General features: G+C 69.9%; 16 protein-coding genes. 8 read left to right on the forward strand and 8 right to left on the reverse strand.

Going from position 1 to position 19,221, the window contains the following annotated elements:
- The first annotated feature begins 1 nt into the window (after position 1).
- A complete protein-coding gene (locus tag ACFY10_RS01945) occupies positions 2-742 on the forward strand; it encodes an LON peptidase substrate-binding domain-containing protein (RefSeq protein WP_390663065.1) in 741 nt (246 codons plus the stop codon).
- A gap of 42 nt (positions 743-784) precedes the next feature.
- The gene (gene ybaK / locus ACFY10_RS01950) at positions 785-1,288 is read left to right on the forward strand and encodes a Cys-tRNA(Pro) deacylase (protein ID WP_390663066.1); all 504 of its coding nucleotides are present in this window, start codon (positions 785-787) and stop codon (positions 1,286-1,288) included.
- Between the two features lie 660 nt (positions 1,289-1,948).
- On the opposite strand, the gene ACFY10_RS01955 is transcribed toward ybaK, so the two are convergent.
- The 4 genes from ACFY10_RS01955 to ACFY10_RS01970 all read right to left on the reverse strand — a co-directional run bounded on the left by ACFY10_RS01955 (position 1,949) and on the right by ACFY10_RS01970 (position 5,942).
- Positions 1,949-2,659, reverse strand: coding sequence for an AAA family ATPase (locus ACFY10_RS01955; RefSeq protein ID WP_390663067.1), 711 nt, complete (start codon positions 2,657-2,659; stop codon positions 1,949-1,951).
- 34 nt (positions 2,660-2,693) lie between these two features.
- A complete protein-coding gene (locus ACFY10_RS01960) occupies positions 2,694-3,515 on the reverse strand; it encodes an ABC transporter permease (protein WP_390663068.1) in 822 nt (273 codons plus the stop codon).
- 115 nt (positions 3,516-3,630) lie between these two features.
- The gene (locus ACFY10_RS01965) at positions 3,631-4,605 is read right to left on the reverse strand and encodes an ABC transporter ATP-binding protein (protein WP_390663069.1); all 975 of its coding nucleotides are present in this window, start codon (positions 4,603-4,605) and stop codon (positions 3,631-3,633) included.
- 122 nt (positions 4,606-4,727) lie between these two features.
- Positions 4,728-5,942, reverse strand: a complete 1,215-nt coding sequence (locus tag ACFY10_RS01970; protein WP_390663070.1) for an NYN domain-containing protein — start codon at positions 5,940-5,942, stop codon at positions 4,728-4,730.
- Positions 5,943-6,176: 234 nt separating this feature from the next.
- Between ACFY10_RS01970 and ACFY10_RS01975 the strand changes: the two genes are divergently transcribed.
- Positions 6,177-6,341 carry a hypothetical protein gene (locus tag ACFY10_RS01975; RefSeq protein WP_390663071.1) on the forward strand — a complete coding sequence of 55 codons (165 nt, stop codon included), beginning with the start codon at positions 6,177-6,179 and terminating at the stop codon, positions 6,339-6,341.
- Positions 6,342-6,424: 83 nt separating this feature from the next.
- Here the strand turns inward: ACFY10_RS01975 and dnaE are convergent, their stop codons facing one another.
- Positions 6,425-9,964, reverse strand: coding sequence for a DNA polymerase III subunit alpha (gene dnaE, locus ACFY10_RS01980; protein WP_390663072.1), 3,540 nt, complete (start codon positions 9,962-9,964; stop codon positions 6,425-6,427).
- A gap of 204 nt (positions 9,965-10,168) precedes the next feature.
- On the opposite strand from dnaE, the gene ACFY10_RS01985 reads away from it, so the two are divergent.
- From ACFY10_RS01985 to ACFY10_RS02000, 4 genes are all read left to right on the forward strand, one after another.
- Entirely contained in the window at positions 10,169-11,494 is a 1,326-nt protein-coding gene (locus tag ACFY10_RS01985; RefSeq protein ID WP_390663073.1) for a DUF2252 domain-containing protein, read from the forward strand.
- Positions 11,495-11,561: 67 nt separating this feature from the next.
- Positions 11,562-12,266 carry a hypothetical protein gene (locus tag ACFY10_RS01990; protein WP_390663074.1) on the forward strand — a complete coding sequence of 235 codons (705 nt, stop codon included), beginning with the start codon at positions 11,562-11,564 and terminating at the stop codon, positions 12,264-12,266.
- A gap of 118 nt (positions 12,267-12,384) precedes the next feature.
- Positions 12,385-13,203: a thioredoxin domain-containing protein gene (locus ACFY10_RS01995; protein WP_390663075.1), complete on the forward strand. Its 819-nt coding sequence runs from the start codon at positions 12,385-12,387 to the stop codon at positions 13,201-13,203.
- A 106-nt stretch (positions 13,204-13,309) separates the two neighbouring features.
- Positions 13,310-14,992 carry an alkaline phosphatase D family protein gene (locus tag ACFY10_RS02000; RefSeq protein ID WP_390663076.1) on the forward strand — a complete coding sequence of 561 codons (1,683 nt, stop codon included), beginning with the start codon at positions 13,310-13,312 and terminating at the stop codon, positions 14,990-14,992.
- Positions 14,993-14,999: 7 nt separating this feature from the next.
- Here the strand turns inward: ACFY10_RS02000 and ACFY10_RS02005 are convergent, their stop codons facing one another.
- Positions 15,000-15,638: a dienelactone hydrolase family protein gene (locus tag ACFY10_RS02005; RefSeq protein WP_390663077.1), complete on the reverse strand. Its 639-nt coding sequence runs from the start codon at positions 15,636-15,638 to the stop codon at positions 15,000-15,002.
- Between the two features lie 38 nt (positions 15,639-15,676).
- Between ACFY10_RS02005 and ACFY10_RS02010 the strand changes: the two genes are divergently transcribed.
- Positions 15,677-16,789 carry a mechanosensitive ion channel family protein gene (locus ACFY10_RS02010; protein WP_390663078.1) on the forward strand — a complete coding sequence of 371 codons (1,113 nt, stop codon included), beginning with the start codon at positions 15,677-15,679 and terminating at the stop codon, positions 16,787-16,789.
- A 16-nt stretch (positions 16,790-16,805) separates the two neighbouring features.
- Here the strand turns inward: ACFY10_RS02010 and ACFY10_RS02015 are convergent, their stop codons facing one another.
- Entirely contained in the window at positions 16,806-17,546 is a 741-nt protein-coding gene (locus ACFY10_RS02015; protein WP_390663079.1) for an SDR family NAD(P)-dependent oxidoreductase, read from the reverse strand.
- An 80-nt stretch (positions 17,547-17,626) separates the two neighbouring features.
- Positions 17,627-19,213, reverse strand: a complete 1,587-nt coding sequence (locus tag ACFY10_RS02020) for a Na+/H+ antiporter (RefSeq protein WP_390663080.1) — start codon at positions 19,211-19,213, stop codon at positions 17,627-17,629.
- Positions 19,214-19,221: the final 8 nt, after the last annotated feature.

A 19,221-nucleotide genomic window follows, 5' to 3' on the forward strand; every position in this document is an offset into this window, starting at 1 on the left:
CGTGACCACCGTCCGGCTCCCGCTCTTCCCCCTGAACTCGGTGCTGTTCCCGGGGCTAGTGCTCCCATTGAACGTGTTCGAGGAGCGCTATCGCGCCATGATGCGCGATCTGCTCAAGACACCCGACGACGAACCGCGCCGGTTCGCCGTCGTGGCGATCCGCGACGGCCACGAGGTGGCACCCAGCGCGCCCGGTATGCCCGACCCCACGGCCCTGCCCGAACTCGGGCCCGCGGCCGGCTTCGGCCCCGACCCGGCGAAGTCGTTCCACACGACCGGCTGTGTGGCGGACGCGGCGACGATCCGCGAACGCGCCGACGGCACCTTCGAGGTCCTGGCGACGGGCACGACCCGGGCACGCCTCGTGTCCGTGGACGCGTCGGGCCCCTTCCTGACGGCGGACCTGGAAGAACTCCCGGAGGACCCGGGCGACGAGGCGGGCGCACTTGCCGAAGGCGTACTGCGGGCATTCCGCCAGTACCAGAAGCGCCTGGCAGGCGCGCGCGAGCGCTCGCTGTCGACCGGCGCCGACCTCCCGGACGAGCCGTCCGTGGTCTCCTACCTGGTGGCGGCGGCGATGATGCTGGACACCCCCACCAAGCAGCGCCTGCTCCAGGCCCCGGACACCGCGTCCCGGCTGCGCGACGAACTGAAACTCCTTCGCTCCGAGACGGCGATCATCCGTAGCCTGCCGTCACTGCCGGCGTCGGACCTGACGCGCGGCCGCACAAGCCTCAACTGAAGTCCTGCAAGAGTCACTGCAGAAGTCCCTACGAAGGCCGGAATGGCAAAGAAGCCGAAGAAGAACCAGCAGCAGGGCGGCACCCCCGCGACAGTCGCCCTGACGTCCGCCGGAGTGCCGTACACGATCCACGCCTACGACCACGACCCGTCCCACCCCTCCTACGGCGAGGAGGCGGCCGAGGCGATGGGCGTGTCACCGGACCGCGTCTTCAAGACCCTGGTCGCGGACGTGGACGGCAGCCTGACGGTGGCCGTCGTCCCCGTGGCAGGCCAGCTGGACCTGAAGGCCCTGGCCTCGGCGGTCGGCGGCAAACGAGCCGCCATGGCGGACCCCGCCCTCGCCGAACGCACCACGGGCTACGTCCGCGGCGGCATCTCCCCCCTGGGCCAGCGAAAGAAACTCCCCACGGTCCTGGACGCCTCGGCCTCCGCCCACCTCACGATCTGCATCTCGGCGGGCCGCCGCGGCCTGGAGGTCGAGCTCTCCCCCGAGTCCCTGACCAAGCTGACCCAGGCGGTAGTGGCCCCCATCGGGCGTGCATGACCCCTCGACGACTGCCCCTCCCTCGACTAATTACGAGGGACATGTCGAAGAAAACACGAAAACGCAAGTGGCGCACCAAGAAGGGCCGCTCCAACCACGGCCATCGCCCGGCGTAACCAAGCCCCACATCCCCGGGCCCTCAACGCCGGCCGCCACCTCCCACTGAGCCCGTCCGGCGTTCGAGGCCGCCCCCGCCATCCCAATCCCCGCGGGGCACACCCTCGTCTCTCAGCCCGTCCGGCGTTCGAGGACGAGGCCGCCATCCCGATCCCCCACCCACCCGCAGGGGGGCACACCCCCCAGGCGCCGGTGCGCGCCTTTCAGCCCGTCCGGCGTTCGAGGACGAGGCCGCCATCCCCATCCCCCACCCACCCACGGGGGGCACACCCCCCCCAGGCGCCGGTGCGCGCCTTTCAGCCCGTCCGGCACTTGAGGACAAGGCCGCCATCCCCATCCCCCACCCACCCACACGGGACGCACCCTCCAGGCGCCGGTGCGCCCCTTTCAGCCCGTCCGGCGTTTGAGGACGAGGCCGTTCAGGCCGATCGGGGGTCCAGGGGGCGGAGCCCCTTGGCGGGGTCGAAGGGGCGGAGCCCCTGGGGATGGGACGGGTAAGGGCGGCGGGGGCGCAAAACATCCGCACCCCCAACGGCGCCGCGCCTATCCCAGCGGCGCCCCATAAGGATCCTTGGGAACAGCCCCCGGCTCCAGATACGGCGGCTCCGGATCCCGGGGCCCGAACAGCGCCGTCAACCCAAGATGCACCACCAGCGCAGCCAACGACCACGCCAGCAACGCCCCCTTGGCACCGAGCTTCAGCGGCGCAGAGAACGTAACCCCCTTGCCCACAGCCTTCGCATGGGCGATCACATCCTGCGCGGGCCCGAGCCACACCCCGACCTTCCAGGCCAGCAACGACCCGAGCAGCCCCCCGACCCCCAGCGCCACCGCCAACGGCACACCCCCACGCCGCCGCCACAAAAAGACCCCGAGCGCACTCACCGCACCGAAGGCCACAGCAAGCAGCGTGAACGTTCCGTCCACCCCGATCGCCTGCTCCCCCTCACTGTCGGAGAGATAGACGACCCAGTTCTTGTCGACCACGTCCCCGACGAGCGGCACATGCGGCGCCAGCCACCACCACAGCACCCCGAGCAGCACGCCCGCGACCGCAACCGCCACCGTGACCACGGCGGCCTCCCGCACTTCGGTCTTCATCCCGGGCCCGTCCTGTCCGTACGTCCCGTCCCATACGGCGTCGTGCGCCGCAGGAGCCACGTACCCGGCAGCCGGCGGCTGCCACGCATTCTGCGAGGACTGTTCAGAGGACTGTTCATGCGGCGGCGGAGGCGGAGTCAACGGTGCGGTCACCCTGACATCGTGCCAGGCCCGGCTGTGCGGCGCGTCACCGGACGGCCGCCCGACGGTACGCCCAGGTGGCGACGGCCAGCGAGACAACGCCCACACCGGCACACACGCCGAGATCCCCGACCACGAAGGCCCAGTCGGGATGCGCCCCGAAGGTCCGCGCGAAGGCCTCGACGCCGTACGTCGACGGCAGCAGATCCCGCGCGAACCGCACGACCTCGGGCATCCTGTCGGCCGGCAGCACCCCGAGCAGCAGCGCCGCGGACATGCCCAACTGGCCGAGCAGAGTGGCCAGTTCGGGCCGCGGCGCCAGCAGCCCCAGCGCCGCGCCCAGCCCCGCGAGCGCCGCCCCCGCCAGCGGAATCACCGCGACGAGCACCCACAGATGCGCCAGCGGCAGCCCGAACAGCACGCACCCGAACACCGCCGTGGCCACGGTCCCTGGCACGGTGAACGACGCATACGCCCCGGCCGCCCCCAGCACCACGGCAGCAGGCGGCACCGGCAGCGTCGCGTAGTGGTCGAGCCCGCCGCTGGCCCGCAGCTGTCCGAAGTACTGCGCGAGCAGATTCAGCGCGACGAACGCCACGACGAGCACCGACGCCCCGGCCACCACCGACTCGGCCTCGCCGCCGCCGTTCACGACCCCCCGCATCAGGATCATGATCCCGATCGACTGGAAGGTCGCCACGAACAGCAGCGGAATCCGGGCCACCCGCGCACGCGACAGCTGCGCCCGGTACACCGCGACGAGGGCCGGCCACATCCGCGCCCGCGGCCCGAGCTCGGCCGCGTCGCGGTCGGCCTCCTCCACGGCCGGGGCACTGCCCGGCAGGACATCGGCGGGTACGACACTCACGTCGCGCTGCTCCCCTTCTTGCTCGGGCCCACTGAGCTCGGGCCCACCGAGGCGATCGCCCTCTCCCGTAGGGACCATACGGCTGCGGCGGCCCGCGCACTCACGGCGATGTCGCTCACGCCTTCACCAGCCCCTGCTGTGCGGCGCCGCCCAGTGCCAGGTACACGTCCTCCAGGCTGGGCGTGGCCAGGGTGAAGTCGTCGAGCGCGGCGAACGCGCTGCCGCCGGTGACGGTGGCGACGATCGCGCGGGCCTCCTCGGGGGCGAGCCTGAGCGTCCAGCGGCGTCCGGACTCGGCGGCCCGCTCCTGGAGCGCGGCGACCTCGGGGACGTGCAGCGGCGCGGCCTCGCGCCACACCAGCTCGACCCGGACCTCCCCGGCGACCTGCTCCTTGAGCCGGGCGGGGGTGTCGCAGGCGATGACCCGCCCCTGGTCGAGGACGGCGACCCGGTCGAGGACGGTCTCGGCCTCGATGACGTTGTGGGTGACCAGCAGAACCGTCGACCCGTGCTCCGCCCGTCGCCGGTCCACGGCCGCCCACACGGCCCGCCGCGCCACCGGATCCATCCCCGTGGTGGGCTCGTCGAGCACCAGCAGCGGCCGCTCACCGACCAGTGCGGCGGCGAGACACGCCAGCCGCCGCTGCCCGCCGGACAGCTTCTTCAGCGGCCGCCCGCCGATGGCCGTAAGGCCGAGTTCTTCGAGTACGGCGTCCCGCTCGGCCCGCGCCTGACGGGCCTCCAGCCCGCGCAGCCGCCCGGTCGTCTCGGCGGCGAGGGACACGGTCAGTTCATCGAGGGCGCTCGACTCCTGCCCCAGGTAGGCGAGGATCCGCGCGGCCCGCTCCGGGTGCCGCACGATGTCGTGCCCGAGGATCTCGACCCGCCCGGCGTCGGGCCGCATCAGCCCGGTCAGCTGCCGTACGAGAGTGGACTTGCCTGCGCCGTTCGGCCCGAGGAGCCCGAAGATCTCACCGCGCCGGATGTCCAGGTGCACATCATCGGTGGCCCGCACCGCGGGCGTCCCCGGCGCGCCCCGCCGCCCCCGCACCGCCGGATAGGTCTTGGTCAGTCCGCGTACCGCGCACACGACATCCCCACCATGCCGAAGTGCCTGTGCCGCGCGCGTACTCACAAAGGACGAGGGTACGGGGTCCGGAAGGCCTGCCCGGTCTCGGGTAGGCCCATAACGGCAAATCCACCGGTAAAGAACTACTCACCTGCAGGCGCGTGCTCGGCGGCCGTCCTTACGTCGATCTCCCGCCAGAATCCGGCCCGGATCGCATACCGGTCGTGCTCGTCGATCTGGTCGTCCTTGTGGGCGAGCAGCCCGAACCGGGCGGCGTAGCGCAGCAGCTCGCCGTCGATGCGGTGCGGGACCCGGGGATACATCCCGGACAGCTTCTGCAGATGGCTCTGGTCGCCCAGGCGCTCCATCCACCGCCGTGCGAACACCTGCCCGACCTCGTACGGATCGCCGCCGACCGTGGTGATGTCCTCCTCGCGGTCGGCCCACCGCTGCTCCGCCGTGGTCAGCTGCGCCAGCGTCGGCATCGACGCGGCCTCGGGAGCCTCCACGGCGGGCCGGTCGACCCAGCCCTTGTCGGAGGACCAGCGCAGGGTCGCGTTCGCGGGGTGCTGGGCGGGCTGCACCCCGGGGGCGCGCAGCGCGGCCAGGTCCTTCGGGGTGGGCACGCCCTTGGGTGCGGGCACCCGCTCCTGCGTGCCGTTCTCGGAGCGGCCCGCCGCGGGCGCGTGCTCGCCCTCCTCGGCGGTCCGCTCGGCCGCGGCGGCGAGCGCGGACTCCGGCAGCGGCGCGGAGAGGATCGCGGCGATCTCGGGCCGTGGCACGGGCGGCGGCGCACAGATCCCGCCGAGCTCCTTGGCCCGTACAGCCTTGGTGATCCAGGTGCGGTCCAGGACGCGCCGCTCGTCCGCCTCGGCGACCAGGTCCTCGGACTGGTTGTAGTCCCCGTCGGCGGCCTGCACGGCCCACAGGTGTACGGCGACACCGTGCTCCTTGGCGGCCATCATGCCCGGCAGCAGATCGCCGTCGCCGGTGACCAGGACGATGTCGGAGCAGGCACGGTTGCGGGCCAGCTCGGTGAGCTCGGCGTGCATGGCGGCGTCGACGCCCTTCTGCGCCCAGCGTCCGTCGCTGCGGGTCAGGGCGCCGAGCCGGACGGTGACCCGGGGCATCACCCGCAGCCTGCGGTGCTCGGGCTGCGGGACGCGGTCGGGGGCGCCGTCGAACCAGTAGATGCGCAGCAGCGGCCGTTCCGTGTCGGACTCGGCGCGTTCTCGCAGGGCCTGGATGAGGGCGGCGTGATCAACGGTGATGCGGGAGCGGGAGGAGTCCCCGGCAAGGAGACTGGCGGCGGCCCCCAGCAGATACCCGGCGTCCACCAGGACGATGCAGCGGTCCACGCGGTCCACCCTCTTTCCGGGAGGTTTGCTTCGGGCTTCCTTCGAGTCTGCCCGACTGCGCGGGGGTTAACGGCCCGAACTCGATCTTCGGCGTGGCGTTTCGGGTTGCGCGCGGCGTCCTCGCGCTCCGAGATGCCCTGTCACAGACGGTAATTATCCGAAATGCGGTCGTTGTCAGCCTATGTGAATCTGGTCGCGGCCCTGGCCCCTAGATCCCCCACAGGAGGCAGAACCATGGCCAAGAACAAGAACCGTGAGCGAAAGCAGCCGCAGTCCGAGCGTGGTCAGCAGGCGGCCCAGCAGTCCTCGATGGAGTCGCAGGCCGAGCATCGCGCGAGCCAGGTGACCCCTGGTGACATGGCGCGCAAGGGCAAGCAGAAGCGCTTCGGTCACAACTGACATCTGAATAACGGGTTGTTGAAACCCAGGCACACAGAGGGGCGCACCCGGCACCGGGTGCGCCCCTCACGCATGTACGTCGCTCAGCCGGCCAGGCAGGACGGTCCGAGCAGCACCTTCAGGTCGCCGAAGAGCGCCGGATCGGGCTTCACCCGGTGCCGGTCGAGGCGCAGGACCGTGGTCTTCGTCGGGCCCTGGAGCTTGATGCGGACCTCGCTGTCGCCCTTGTGGTGGCTGAGGATCTCGCCGAGGCGGCTGACCATCGGCGGGGTGACCCTCGTTGCCGGGATGGTGAGGATCACGGGCGCGTTGGTGCCCGCGTTCGACAGGTCCGGGACCTGGAGTTCCATCGCCACCAGCCGCGGCACGTCCTCGCGCTTGTCGAGGCGGCCCTTGACGAACACGACGGCGTCCTCGACGAGTTGGGTCGACACCAGCTGATAGGTCGCCGGGAAGAACATGCACTCGATGGAGCCCGCGAGATCCTCGACCGTGGCGATCGCCCAGGCGTTGCCCTGCTTGGTCATCTTGCGCTGCAGGCCCGAGATGATGCCGCCGATGGTGACCACCGCGCCGTCCGAGTGCTCGCCTCCGGTCAGCTGGGAGATGCCCGCGTCGGCCTTGTCGGACAGCACGTGCTCCAGGCCGAAGAGCGGGTGGTCGGAGACGTACAGACCGAGCATCTCCCGCTCCTGGGCGAGCAGATAGGTCTTGTCCCACTCCTCGGTGGTGAATTCCACGTCGAGTCCGAAGCCCGGCTCGTTGCTCTCCTCCTCGCCCATGCCGCCGAAGAGGTCGAACTGGCCCTCGGCCTCCTTGCGCTTGACCGCGACCACGTTGTCGATCATCGGCTCGAAGTGCGCGGTGAGGCCCTTGCGGGTGTGCCCCAGGGTGTCGAACGCACCCGCCTTGATCAGCGACTCCGTGGTCCGCTTGTTGCACGCGACCGCCTCGACCTTGTCGAGGTAGTCGGGGAAGGAGGCGTACTTGCCCTTGGCATTGCGGCTCTTGATGATCGACTCGACCACATTGGTGCCGACGTTGCGCACGGCCTCGAGGCCGAAGAGGATCACGTCGTCGCCCTGTGCGGCGAAGTTGTGCACCGACTCGTTGACGTTCGGCGGGAGCACCTTGATGCCCATGCGGCGGCACTCGTTGAGATAGACGGCCGACTTGTCCTTGTCGTCCTTGACGGAGGTCAGCAGCGCGGCCATGTACTCGGCGGGGTGGTTCGCCTTGAGGAAGGCGGTCCAGTACGAGACCAGTCCGTACGCGGCCGAGTGCGCCTTGTTGAACGCGTAGCCGGCGAACGGGACCAGCACGTCCCACAGGGCCTGGATGGCCTCGTCGCTGTAGCCGTTCTTCTGGGCGCCGGCCTGGAAGATGGTGAAGTTCTTCGCCAGTTCGTCGGGCTTCTTCTTGCCCATCACTCGGCGGAGGATGTCGGCCTCGCCGAGCGAGTAGCCGGCGATGATCTGGGCGGCCTTCTGCACCTGCTCCTGATAGACGATCAGGCCGTAGGTGACGGCCAGGACCTCTTCGAGGGGCTCCTCCAGCTCCTTGTGGATCGGGGTGATCTCCTGGAGCTTGTTCTTGCGCAGCGCGTAGTTGGTGTGCGAGTCCATGCCCATCGGGCCGGGACGGTAGAGCGCCGAGACGGCGGAGATGTCTTCGAAGTTGTCGGGCTTCATCAGGCGCAGCAGCGAGCGCATGGGGCCGCCGTCGAACTGGAAGACGCCGAGGGTGTCGCCGCGCTGGAGGAGTTCGAAGGTCGTCGGATCGTCGAGCGGCAGCGACAGCAGGTCGATGTCGAGACCCTTGTTGGACTTCACCATCTTGACGGCGTCGTCCATGATCGTCAGGTTGCGCAGGCCGAGGAAGTCCATCTTCAGCAGGCCGAGCGACTCGCAGCTCGGGTAGTCCCACTGTGTGATGGTGACGCCGTCGGTGTGCCGGACCCACACGGGCACGTGCTCGGTGATGGTCTCGCTGGACATGATCACGCCGGCGGCGTGCACGCCCATCTGCCGGACCAGGCCCTCGACGCCCTTGGCGGTGTCGATGACCTTCTTCACGTCGGGCTCGTTCTCGTACATCCCACGGACCTCGCCCGCCTCCGAGTACCGGGGGTGCGAGGAATCGGTGATGCCGTTGAGGTCGATGCCCTTGCCGAGGACGTCGGCGGGCATGGCCTTGGTGATGCGGTCGCCCATCGCGTACGGGTAGCCCAGCACGCGCGCGGAGTCCTTGATCGCGTTCTTGGCCTTGATCTTGCCGTACGTGCCGATCATGGCGACCTTGTCGGCGCCGTATTTCTCCGTCACGTACCTGATCACCTCGACGCGCCGACGCTCGTCGAAGTCGATGTCGACGTCGGGCATGGAGACGCGCTCGGGGTTGAGGAACCGCTCGAAGATCAGGCCGTGCGGGATCGGGTCGAGGTCGGTGATGCCCATGGCGTACGCGACGATCGAACCGGCCGCGGAGCCTCGGCCGGGGCCGACCGCGATGCCGTTGTTCTTGGCCCACATGATGAAGTCGGCGACGACGAGGAAGTAGCCCGGGAACCCCATCTGGATGATGACGTCCATCTCGTACTCGACCTGCTTCTGGCGGTCCTCGGGGATGCCGCCGGGGAAGCGGCGCTCCATGCCGCGGCGGACCTCCTCCTTGAACCAGGTGACCTCGGTGTAGCCCTCGGGGATGTCGAACTTCGGCATGAGGTTCTTGGCCTCGAACATGCCGGCGGTGTCGACCTGTTCGGCCACCAGGAGGGTGTTGCGGCAGCCCTCCTGCCAGGCGTCCGAGGAGTCGATGGCGTACATCTCGTCCGTGGACTTCAGGTAGTAGCCGGTGCCGTCGAACTTGAAGCGGTCCGGGTCGGAGAGGTTCTTGCCGGTCTGGATGCACAGCAGGGCGTCGTGGGCGGTCGCCTCGTGCGCGTACGTGTAGTGCGAGTCGTTGGTGACCAGCGGAGGGATGCCGAGCTTCTTGCCGATGTCGAGGAGGCCGTCGCGGACCCGGCGCTCGATGTCGATGCCGTGGTCCATCAGCTCCAGGAAGTAGCGGTCCTTGCCGAAGATGTCCTGGTACTCGGCGGCGGACTTCAGGGCCTCGTCGTACTGGCCGAGACGAAGGCGGGTCTGGAGCTCTCCGGAGGGGCAGCCGGTGGAGGCGATCAGGCCCTCGGACCACTGGGAGATGGTCTCCTTGTCCATCCGGGGCCACTTCTGCAGCCAGCCCTCGGCGTACGCGTCCGAGGAGAGCCGGAAGAGGTTGTGCAGACCGGTCGCGTTGGCCGCCCAGATCGTCTTGTGGGTGTAACCACCGGAACCGGAGACGTCGTCGCGCTTCTGGTGCGGCTGGCCCCACTGGATCTTGCGCTTGTTGCGCCGCGACTCCGGGGCGACATACGCCTCGATACCGATGATCGGGGTGACCCCGGCCTTCTTCGCGGAATGGAAGAAGTCGTACGCGCCGTGGAGGTTGCCGTGGTCGGACATGGCGATATGGGTCATGCCCATCTCGTTGCACGCGTCGAACATGTCCTTCAGCCGCGCGGCACCGTCCAGCAGCGAGTACTGGGTGTGGACGTGCAGGTGCGTGAACGGCGGCTTTGACACGGTCGGGCCTCCAAAGGAAACGCTGGACGAAGGGCTGGCGGACAGTCCTGGGGTCAGCGTCGAAGTCTATGCCTCGGCACTGACACTCAGGGGGCTCCCCCGCGTACCTTCACTGCGAGGATCGCGGGCACTTCCGCGCACCCTCACCCGTTGGAAACAACAGAAACGCCGTCGTACACATCCATGCACCAGGAGGCACCCCGGATGTCGGTTCCCCAGCTCAACGACGAGCAGCGCGGCGAGGAGATCCTCGCCGTCTTCGACACCGCCTTCGGCCGGCTCCTGGCCGCCGACCCGGCCGCGTTCCGCGTGAAGTTCCGGAAGATGGCGGCCTCGGCCTTCGCGTTCTACCGGGGTACGGCCTGCCTCTTCTACCACGATCTGGATGCTGAGAAGCGGGGCGGCCCGTACCTCGACGAGCGCACCTCGCGCGTGTGGATCCACGGCGACCTGCACGCGGAGAACTTCGGCACGTACATGGACGCGAACGGCCGCCTGATCTTCAACGTCAACGACTTCGACGAGGCGTACGTCGGCCCCTTCACCTGGGACCTGAAGCGCTTCTCCGCCTCCATCGCCCTCATCGGGTACGCGAAGGCGCTCAGCGACGAGCAGATCACCGAGCTGGTGCAGGTATACGCGGGCGCGTACCGCGAGCGCATCCACGCCCTGGCCACCGGCGCGAAGAGCGACGAGGTGCCGCCGTTCACGCTGGACACCGCCGAGGGCCCGCTCCTTGGCGCCCTGCGCGCCGCCCGCTCGCTGACCCGCTTCGAGCTGCTGGACTCGATGACCGAGATCCGCGACTTCGAGCGCCGCTTCGCGCCCGGCGGCGGCTCGATCGAGCTGGACGCGGCGACCCGCTACAAGGTCCTCGCGGCCTTCGACGGCTATCTGGAGACGCTGCCGGACTCCTCGCTGGCCCGCCCCGACTCGTACCGCGTGAAGGACGTGGTCGGCCGCCGGGGCATCGGCATCGGGTCGGCCGGCCTGCCGTCGTACAACATCCTTCTCGAGGGCCACAGCGACGCCCTGGAGAACGATGTGGTGATCTACATCAAGCAGGCCCAGACCCCGGCCGTCTCCCGGCACATCACCGACCCGGCGATCCGCGACTACTTCCAGCACGAGGGCCACCGCACCGTGATCTCCCAGCGCGCCCTGCAGGCGCACGCCGACCCGTGGCTGGGCTGGACCGAGCTGGACGGCGCGGGGCAGCTGGTGGCCGAGGTGTCGCCGTACGCCGTCGACCTCGACTGGGGCGACATCGACGACCCGGAGGAGATCGCGACCGTCGTGGCCGACCTGGGCCGGGCCACGGCCACCATGCACGCGGCCGCGGACGACACCTCCGGCGAGTCCCTCGTGCCGTTCTCCACAGAGCGCGCCATCGACGCGGCGATCGCCGCGGACGAGGACGGATTCGCGGGCGTGCTGACCGACTTCGCGCACAGCTACGGCGCACGCGCGCGTGCCGACCACCAGATCTTCGTGGACCTGTTCCGCAACGGCCGGATCCCGGGGCTCTGACAGTCCGTAATCTCACAGGGAGCTTTTAGGGGTCCCTTACAGGACCACGTGACAGACTCTCCACGCTATGGACATATCCGGGACCCGCATCAGAGCGCTTCGCGCGGCGCTGTTCACGGCCTTGGTCGTGACGCTCAGCACCGCGTCGCACGTGCTGCTGTCGCGGGTCCCGCTGCCGTTGAACACGGTGGCCGCGGTCGCCGCCACCGTGTTCACGGTCGCCTACGCCCTGGCCGGCCGCGAGCGCGGTTTCGGCCGGATCGCGGCCCTGCTGATCCCGCTGGAGCTGGCCGCCGACACGGTCTTCACCACCGGCCAGCACGTCTGCTACGGCCGCGCGGGCGGCCCCGTCGCGGGCCCCCTACGCTCCGTCGGCTTCGACGTGCTGTGCGGCAACGGCACCGGCATCGGCACCGGGGCAACCGCCCCGCTGGCCCGCGTGACCGGCACCGGCACCGACCGGCTCGCCGCCCTGCTCTCCCACGCCGACCCGGCGACCGCCTGGCTGCTGCTGGCCGCTCACGTCGGCGTCGGCCTGCTGGCCGCAGCCTGGCTGCGCCGCGGCGAGCGGGCGCTGGCCCAGCTGGTCCGCGCGGTGGCCGCGACCACCTTCCGTCCGCTGCTGCTGGCCGTCGCCGCGGTGGCCGTCCGGCCGACCGCGCCGGTGCAGCGCGTACGCCACATCGACCGCCCGGCGGCCACCGCCCGCGAGCGGATCCTCGTGCACTCCCTGGGACGGCGTGGACCGCCGTGCTCGGTCGTCTTCGCCTGAGCGACACCTGGTGCGCGGCACAGCACGCACCGTCACTCCGCACAGCACCTGAGCACGACCAGTCCCCCACACGTATCCCGCGTACGACGTATGCGCGTCCCACATGGAGAAAACCGACATGAGCAAGCGGAACAGCCAGGCCTCGAAGACGGCGGCCCGAGAGCGGCTGCGGCAGGAGCGAGAGCGGCAGGCCAAGAGGGCCAAGGCCAAGCGGCAGGCCATCGTGGCCGGTTCGGTCGTGGCCGTACTGGCGGCGGCCGGCGGCATAGGTTACGCCGTCGTCCAGGCCAACAAGCCCAGCTATTGGGAGGGCCTGAAGGACGCCAAGGTCACGGCCCCCGCCAACACCACGGGAACCAAGGGCACCACCGTGGTCATCGGCAAGGCCACTGCCAAGAAGACCCTCAAGATCTACGAGGACCCGCGCTGTCCCGTCTGCGCCCAGTTCGAGCAGACCGTCGGCTCGACCTTCAAGAAGGACCTCGACTCCGGCAAGTACAAGTTCCAGTACGTCGGCGCCACCTTCATCGACAACAAGGACAACGGCCAGGGCTCCAAGAACGCGCTGAGCGCCCTGGGTGCCGCGCTGAACGTCAGCGACGAGGCGTTCCTCGACTACAAGGCCGCGCTGTACTCGGCGAAGTGGCACCCGGACGAGACCACGGACAAGTTCAAGGACGACAGCTACCTCATCAAGGTCGCCCAGACCGTCCCCGCCCTGAAGGACAACACGCAGTTCCAGAACGCGGTCAAGAAGGGCACCTACGACGCCTGGGCGATGGCCATGTCGAAGACCTTCGACGACAACAAGGACGGCGTGACCGGCACTCCGGGCTTCGTCATGGACGGCAAGCAGCTCTTCGCCGACGGCAAGAGCACTCCGCTCCTGACGGTGGCCGACTTCAACAGGGTGGTGGGGGCGGCCCTCAAGGGCTGAACCGAGGGTCAGTAACCGCTTCCAAATTCGACCGTCGGGAGAAGAGCGGGCGAACTTTTACGAGTTCGCCCGCTCCCGTTCATACTGCTCAGTAACCTGATCGCTCGTGACCAGTCGATACAGAGCACCCGCGCGCGCCGCCTCGCAGTCCGAGGCCGCCAACTCGCTTTCCCCACGCCGCCGTACGGTCGTCAAGGCCGCGGCGGCCACTGCTGTCCTGGCCGGCCCGCTCGTCGCCGCCCTGCCCGCCCGGGCGGCCGCCGAGACCCCGCAGTTCCTGCACGGTGTCGCCTCCGGTGACCCGCTGCCCGACGGCGTCCTGCTGTGGACCCGAGTGACGCCCACCGCCGAGGCCATACCCGGCTCCGGGCTCGGCCCGGACACCGAGGTCAGCTGGATCGTCGCCAAGGACAAGGCGCTGACGAACGTCGTCGCGAAGGGCTCGACCACCGCGAGTGCCGCCTCCGACCACACCGTCAAGGCGGACATACGGGGCCTGCAGCCGGCCACCGACTACTGGTTCCGCTTCTCCGCCGGCCCCACCGACTCCCCGGTCGCCCGCACCCGCACGGCGCCCGCCGCCGACGCCGCCGTGCCGGGCCTGCGCTTCGGCGTGGTCTCCTGCGCCAACTGGGAGGGCGGCTACTTCTCCTCGTACCGCCATCTCGCGGCCCGTAGCGACCTGGACGCCTGGCTGCACCTGGGCGACTACATCTACGAGTACAAGTCCGGCGAGTACGCGGCCCGCGGCACGGTCGTCCGCCCGCACGCGCCGACGAACGAGATCATCACGCTCGCCGACTACCGCACCCGGCACGGCAAGTACAAGACCGACCCGGATCTGCAGGCCCTGCACCACAAGGCGCCGGTCGTCGCGATCTGGGACGACCACGAGTTCGCCGACAACGCGTGGTCCGGCGGTGCGGTCAACCACACCGAGGGCGCCGAAGGCACCTGGACCGACCGCAAGGCGGCCGCCAAGCAGGCCTACTTCGAGTGGATGCCGGTCCGCCCGGCGATCGCGGGCACGACCTACCGCCGGCTGCGCTTCGGCAAGCTCGCCGACCTGTCCCTCCTCGACCTGCGCTCCTTCCGCTCCCAGCAGGCGTCCACGGCGAGCGGCTCGGTCGACGACCCGGACCGTACGATCACCGGGCGCGCCCAACTCGACTGGCTGAAGGCCAACTTGAAGTCGTCCGACACGACCTGGCGGCTGGTCGGCAACTCGGTGATGATCTCGCCGTTCGCCGTCGGCTCCCTCTCCGCCGACCTGCTCAAGCCGCTCGCCAAGCTGCTCGGGCTGCCGCAGGAGGGTCTCGCCCTCAACACCGACCAGTGGGACGGCTACACGGACGACCGGCGCGAGCTGCTGGCCCATCTGCGCTCGAACGCGATCGGCAACACCGTCTTCCTGACCGGCGACATCCACATGGCGTGGGCCAACGACGTGCCGGTGGACGCCGGGACGTATCCGCTGTCGGCCTCCGCCGCCACGGAGTTCGTGGTGACCTCGGTGACCTCCGACAACCTCGACGACATCGTGAAGGTCCCCGAGGGCACTGTCTCCGCGATCGCCGCGCCGATCATCAAGGCGGCCAACCGGCACGTCCACTGGGTCGACACCGACCGCCACGGCTACGGCGTCCTGGACATCACCGCCGACCGCGCGCAGATGGACTACTACGTCCTGTCGGACCGTACTAAGGCCGACGCGACCTCGACGTGGGTGCGTTCGTACCGCACGCGCACCGGCACGCAGAAGGTCGAGCGGACCTACGACCCCGTATAGCCCCCGCCTACAGGCTGTCGAGGAAGCCGAGCGCCACCCGCCAGGTGGCCTCGGCGGCCTCCTCGTCATAGTCCGGCAGCCCGGGGTCCGTGTAGATGTGGCCGGCTCCGGCATATCGGTAGATCTCCACGTCCGCGCCCGCTCTGCCCATCTGCAGATACCAGGCGCTCAGCCAGTCGTCCGTCTCGAACGGGTCCGGCTCGGCGACATGCAGCTGGACCGGCAGGTCGTCCACGGACACATTGGGCGCGATGTCCGACGTGCCGTGCAGGAGCAGCAGCCCGCGGGCCTTCTCGTCGCCGAGCGCGAGGGTCTGCGCGATGGAGGCACCGAGCGAGAACCCGGCGTACACAAGGCCTCTGGCCGAGTAGGGCGCGGCGGCCAGCACGGCTCTCTTGAGCAGCTCGTCCTTGCCGATCTCGTCGTTGTGGGCCATGCCCTCCTCGACCGTCTCGAACGTACGCCCGTCGAAGAGGTCCGGGGTCCACACCTCGTGCCCGGCGCCGCGCAGCCGGTCCGCGGCCTCGCGCACCGCGGGCCGCAGACCGTAGGTCGAGTGAAAGAGCATGATGTTCATGAGGCCATGGTGCCAGCCGGGACTGACAACGCTGCCGTGCGGCCGTACCCCCTCCGGGCCCGAACTCACATGTTCATGACCCCCCGGGTCCGGTTAGGTTCGCAGGCATGGAGAACGTACTGCGCCCGCTGATCGTGATCGGCGGCTCGGTCGTGCTCACGCTGCTCGTCGGCTGGGCCACCGACCTGCTGCTGCGCAAGGCCGACGAGCGGCACGGCGAGACCCCGCTGTGGGGGCTGCTGCGCCGCGGCCGCATCCCCTACCAGCTGGTGCTGTGCTCGGCCATCCTCAGAGGGTCCTACGACGAGGCGCAGCTGCTGCAGGAGCACAAGGTCGGCGTCGGCCGGACGCTGACCCTGGTGCTGATCGGGGCGACGGCCTGGCTGGTGATCCGTATCGCCGCGGCCGTCGTGGAAACGTCCTACACCCGTTACGCCCGCGTCCACCGCGATCCGGCCCGGGTCAGGCGCGTGCGTACCCAGGTGTCCCTGATCATGCGGGTGGTCTCCGCGATCGTCGGCGTGGTGGCCGCGGCCACGATGCTGCTGACGTTCCCGGCGATGCGCGCCGCGGGCGCCTCGCTGCTGGCCTCGGCCGGCATCCTCGGCATTGTCGCCGGTGTCGCCGCCCAGTCCACGCTCAGCAACATGTTCGCGGGACTGCAGATCGCCTTCGGCGACATGGTGCGCATCGGCGACACGGTCGTGGTGGACGGCGAGTGGGGCACGGTCGAGGAGATCACGCTGACGTTCCTGACCGTGCGGACCTGGGACGAGCGCCGGATCACCATGCCGGTCTCGTACTTCACCTCGAAGCCCTTCGAGAACTGGTCCCGCGGCGGCACCCAGATGACGGGCATCGTCTACTGGCACCTCGACCACTCGGCGCCGGTGGAGCTGATGCGCGAGAAGCTCCGCGACATCCTGCGCGAGTGCCCGGCCTGGGACGGCCGCGACTACGGCCTGGCCGTCACGGACACCACCCCGACCACCATGCAGGTGCGGGCCCTGGTGACGGCCAAGGACGCGGACGACATATGGACGGTACGGGTCACGGTCCGCGAGCGGATGGTCCGCTGGCTGTGCGAGCAGCACCCGTACGCCCTGCCCCGGGTCAACACGTCGGACGCGGCCGTGCCGTCGAGCCGGCGCGCCCCCGACGGCTCCCCGGACGGCGCCGCACGCCGCACACAGGAGTCGCCGAGGACGGGCCGCGGCTGAGCGCCGGGGAACGGCCTCAGTGGCCGCGCTCCGCACCGCCGTTGACCTGGACGACCTGCGAGGTGATGTGCCCGGCGCCCGAAGAGGCGAGCCAGTGCAGGGTCGCGGCCACGTCGCCGGGGGTGCCTGCGCGCTTGTTCAGGGTGTCGTTGACGAGCCGTTCGCGCCGCGCGGGCTCGATCTGCGGCCCGAAGAACTCGGTGTCCTCGATGTACCCGGGCGCGACCACGTTGGCGGTGATCCCGCGCGGCCCCAACTCCCGGGCAAGGTCGTGGGCGTACGGGTGCAACGCGGCCTTGGCGCCCGCGTACGCCCCACTGCCGGACCCCCGGTAGGCGGCGATGGAGCTGACGAACAGCACCCGCCCGCCAGGAGTGGCGAGCCGGTCCTTCAGGGCCTCGGTCAGCAGGGCCGCGGTCAGGGTGTTGATGCGGAAGTTCACGGTCCAGTTGTGCGCGACACGGTCGAGTGGATCGTCGCTCTCCGACGCGGGCTCCAGATGCCCGGCGCCACCGGCACTGTGGATCAGCACGTCCACCGTCCCGAACTCCCGCCCGACGAAGTCGGCGACCCCGCGCACGGCACCCGGATCACTCAGATCCGCCGCATACGTCAGCGCCCCCGGCAACCCGGCCTTCTTCAGCACCTCCACCCGCCGCCCGAGCAGCAGGACCCGGTCCCCGTCCGCCGCGAAGACCTGCGCCGCGGCAAGTCCAATCCCCGTACCACCACCGCTGATGACGACATTGCGAGACATGATCCGACCCTACGCACCTCACGCGGACGGATCGCTGCTTTTACGCGCCCGCCATGCGCAGATCATGAACAGCGTCCCGTTCACCGCAGACTTCGCACGTCAAGATGGCGAAGCACCCGGTCCACGATCTCCGGATCCGCCCCGGGCTCGCTGCGCGCCGCCAGCACCTCGTGCCGTGCGGCGCTGAGCATCTCGCCCTGGATCCGCCGCACCCGCTTCAGCCGGCGCGCCCGGTGTTCGTGCGCCTCGCGCCGCTCCTCGTCCCCCATGTCCGGGCTGATCCGCACCCCGATGTCAAAGGCCCGGCGCAGCATCTGCTCGGACAGCTCCTCCGGCAGCTCCTCGACCTGTTCGATCTCCTTCAGCCGCCGCTTGGCCGCCTTGGCCGCCCGGACTGCAAGGGTCTTCTCGAAGTCCTTCTCCCGCTCCGTGTCGGCCTGTACCCCCAGCCGCTTCACCAGCCACGGCAGGGTCAGCCCCTGCAGCACCAGCGTCCCCATGATCACCCCGAAGGCGATGAACACGATCTCGTCCCGGTCGGGGAAGGCCGAACCGTCATCGGTCGTCAGCGGAATCGCCAGCGCCAGAGCCACCGAGGCCACTCCCCGCATCCCCGACCACCACATGACCACGGTCTCCCGCCAGCTCATCGGGATGTCCTCGTCGTAGTCCCGTTTCGCGTGCAGCCGCTTGGTGAGCCAGGTCGCCGGCAGCAGGTACACCAGGCGTACGACGACCACCACGGCCACGATCACGCCCGCCCAGCCGAGCATTTCGCCCCACCGCCCGGACGCCGTCCGGATCGCGTTGTGCAGCTCGAGGCCGATCAGCCCGAAGGCGACGCCCGTGACGAGCGTGTCGACGATGTCCCAGAACGCATGCCCGGTCAGCCGGGTCAGCACGTCGTCGGCGTCGGTGGCGTACTCGGCGAGGAACAGCGCGGTCGTGAGCACGGCGAGCACACCGGAGCCGTGCAGTTCCTCTGCCAGCACGTACGAGGCGTACGGCACAAGCAGCGTCATCCCGATCTGCAGGGTCGCGTCGCCCAGCAGATCCATGAGCTTGTTGGCGCCCCAGCCGAGCGCAAGCCCCACCGCCACGGCCACCACCGCGGAGAGCACCAGGTCGAGCGCGGCCCGCCCCGGTGTGAAGCTGCCGCTGACGGCGGCGGCGATCGCCACGTGGTACAGCACGATCGCCGTGACGTCGTTGAACAGTCCCTCGCCCTCCAGGATGGACACGAGCCGCCGCGGCAACCCCAGCTGCCCTGCGACCGCGGTCGCGGCGACCGGGTCGGGCGGCGCGACGAGCGCACCCAGCGCCACCGCGGCGGCGACGGACAGCCCCGGCACGATCGTGTGCGCCACCAGGGCCACGCACACGGTGGTGACGAACACCAGCGCCACCGCCAGCAGGAAGATCGGCCGCCGGTTGGCCGCGAACTGCCGCCAGGACGTGCGCCGCACCGCCGCGTACAGCAGCGGCGGGAGCAGCAGGGGCAGGATCAGCTCCGGTGGAACGTCGACGTTCGGCACGAAGTCGAGTACGGCGAGGACGATCCCGAGGAGCGTCATCAGCACCGGCGCCGGCAGCCCGAACCGGTCCCCGACCGGGACGCTCACCAGGGCCCCGAGCAACAGCACGAACAGCAGGGCCAACTGATCCACGGTCAGCG

This window comes from Streptomyces sp. NPDC001401 (genome assembly GCF_042895385.1).
Lineage (GTDB): Bacteria > Actinomycetota > Actinomycetes > Streptomycetales > Streptomycetaceae > Streptomyces.

Excerpts from the sequence above, each read along its gene's own strand:
- ybaK (WP_390663066.1), top strand. The coding sequence starts at position 785 with ATGGCAAAGAAGCCGAAGAAGAACCAGCAGCAGGGCGGCACCCCCGCG.
- ACFY10_RS01975 (WP_390663071.1), top strand. The coding sequence starts at position 6,177 with ATGGCCAAGAACAAGAACCGTGAGCGAAAGCAGCCGCAGTCCGAGCGT.
- ACFY10_RS01985 (WP_390663073.1), top strand. The coding sequence starts at position 10,169 with ATGTCGGTTCCCCAGCTCAACGACGAGCAGCGCGGCGAGGAGATCCTC.
- ACFY10_RS01990 (WP_390663074.1), top strand. The coding sequence starts at position 11,562 with ATGGACATATCCGGGACCCGCATCAGAGCGCTTCGCGCGGCGCTGTTC.
- ACFY10_RS01995 (WP_390663075.1), top strand. The coding sequence starts at position 12,385 with ATGAGCAAGCGGAACAGCCAGGCCTCGAAGACGGCGGCCCGAGAGCGG.
- ACFY10_RS02010 (WP_390663078.1), top strand. The coding sequence starts at position 15,677 with ATGGAGAACGTACTGCGCCCGCTGATCGTGATCGGCGGCTCGGTCGTG.
- ACFY10_RS02015 (WP_390663079.1), bottom strand. The coding sequence starts at position 17,546 with ATGTCTCGCAATGTCGTCATCAGCGGTGGTGGTACGGGGATTGGACTT.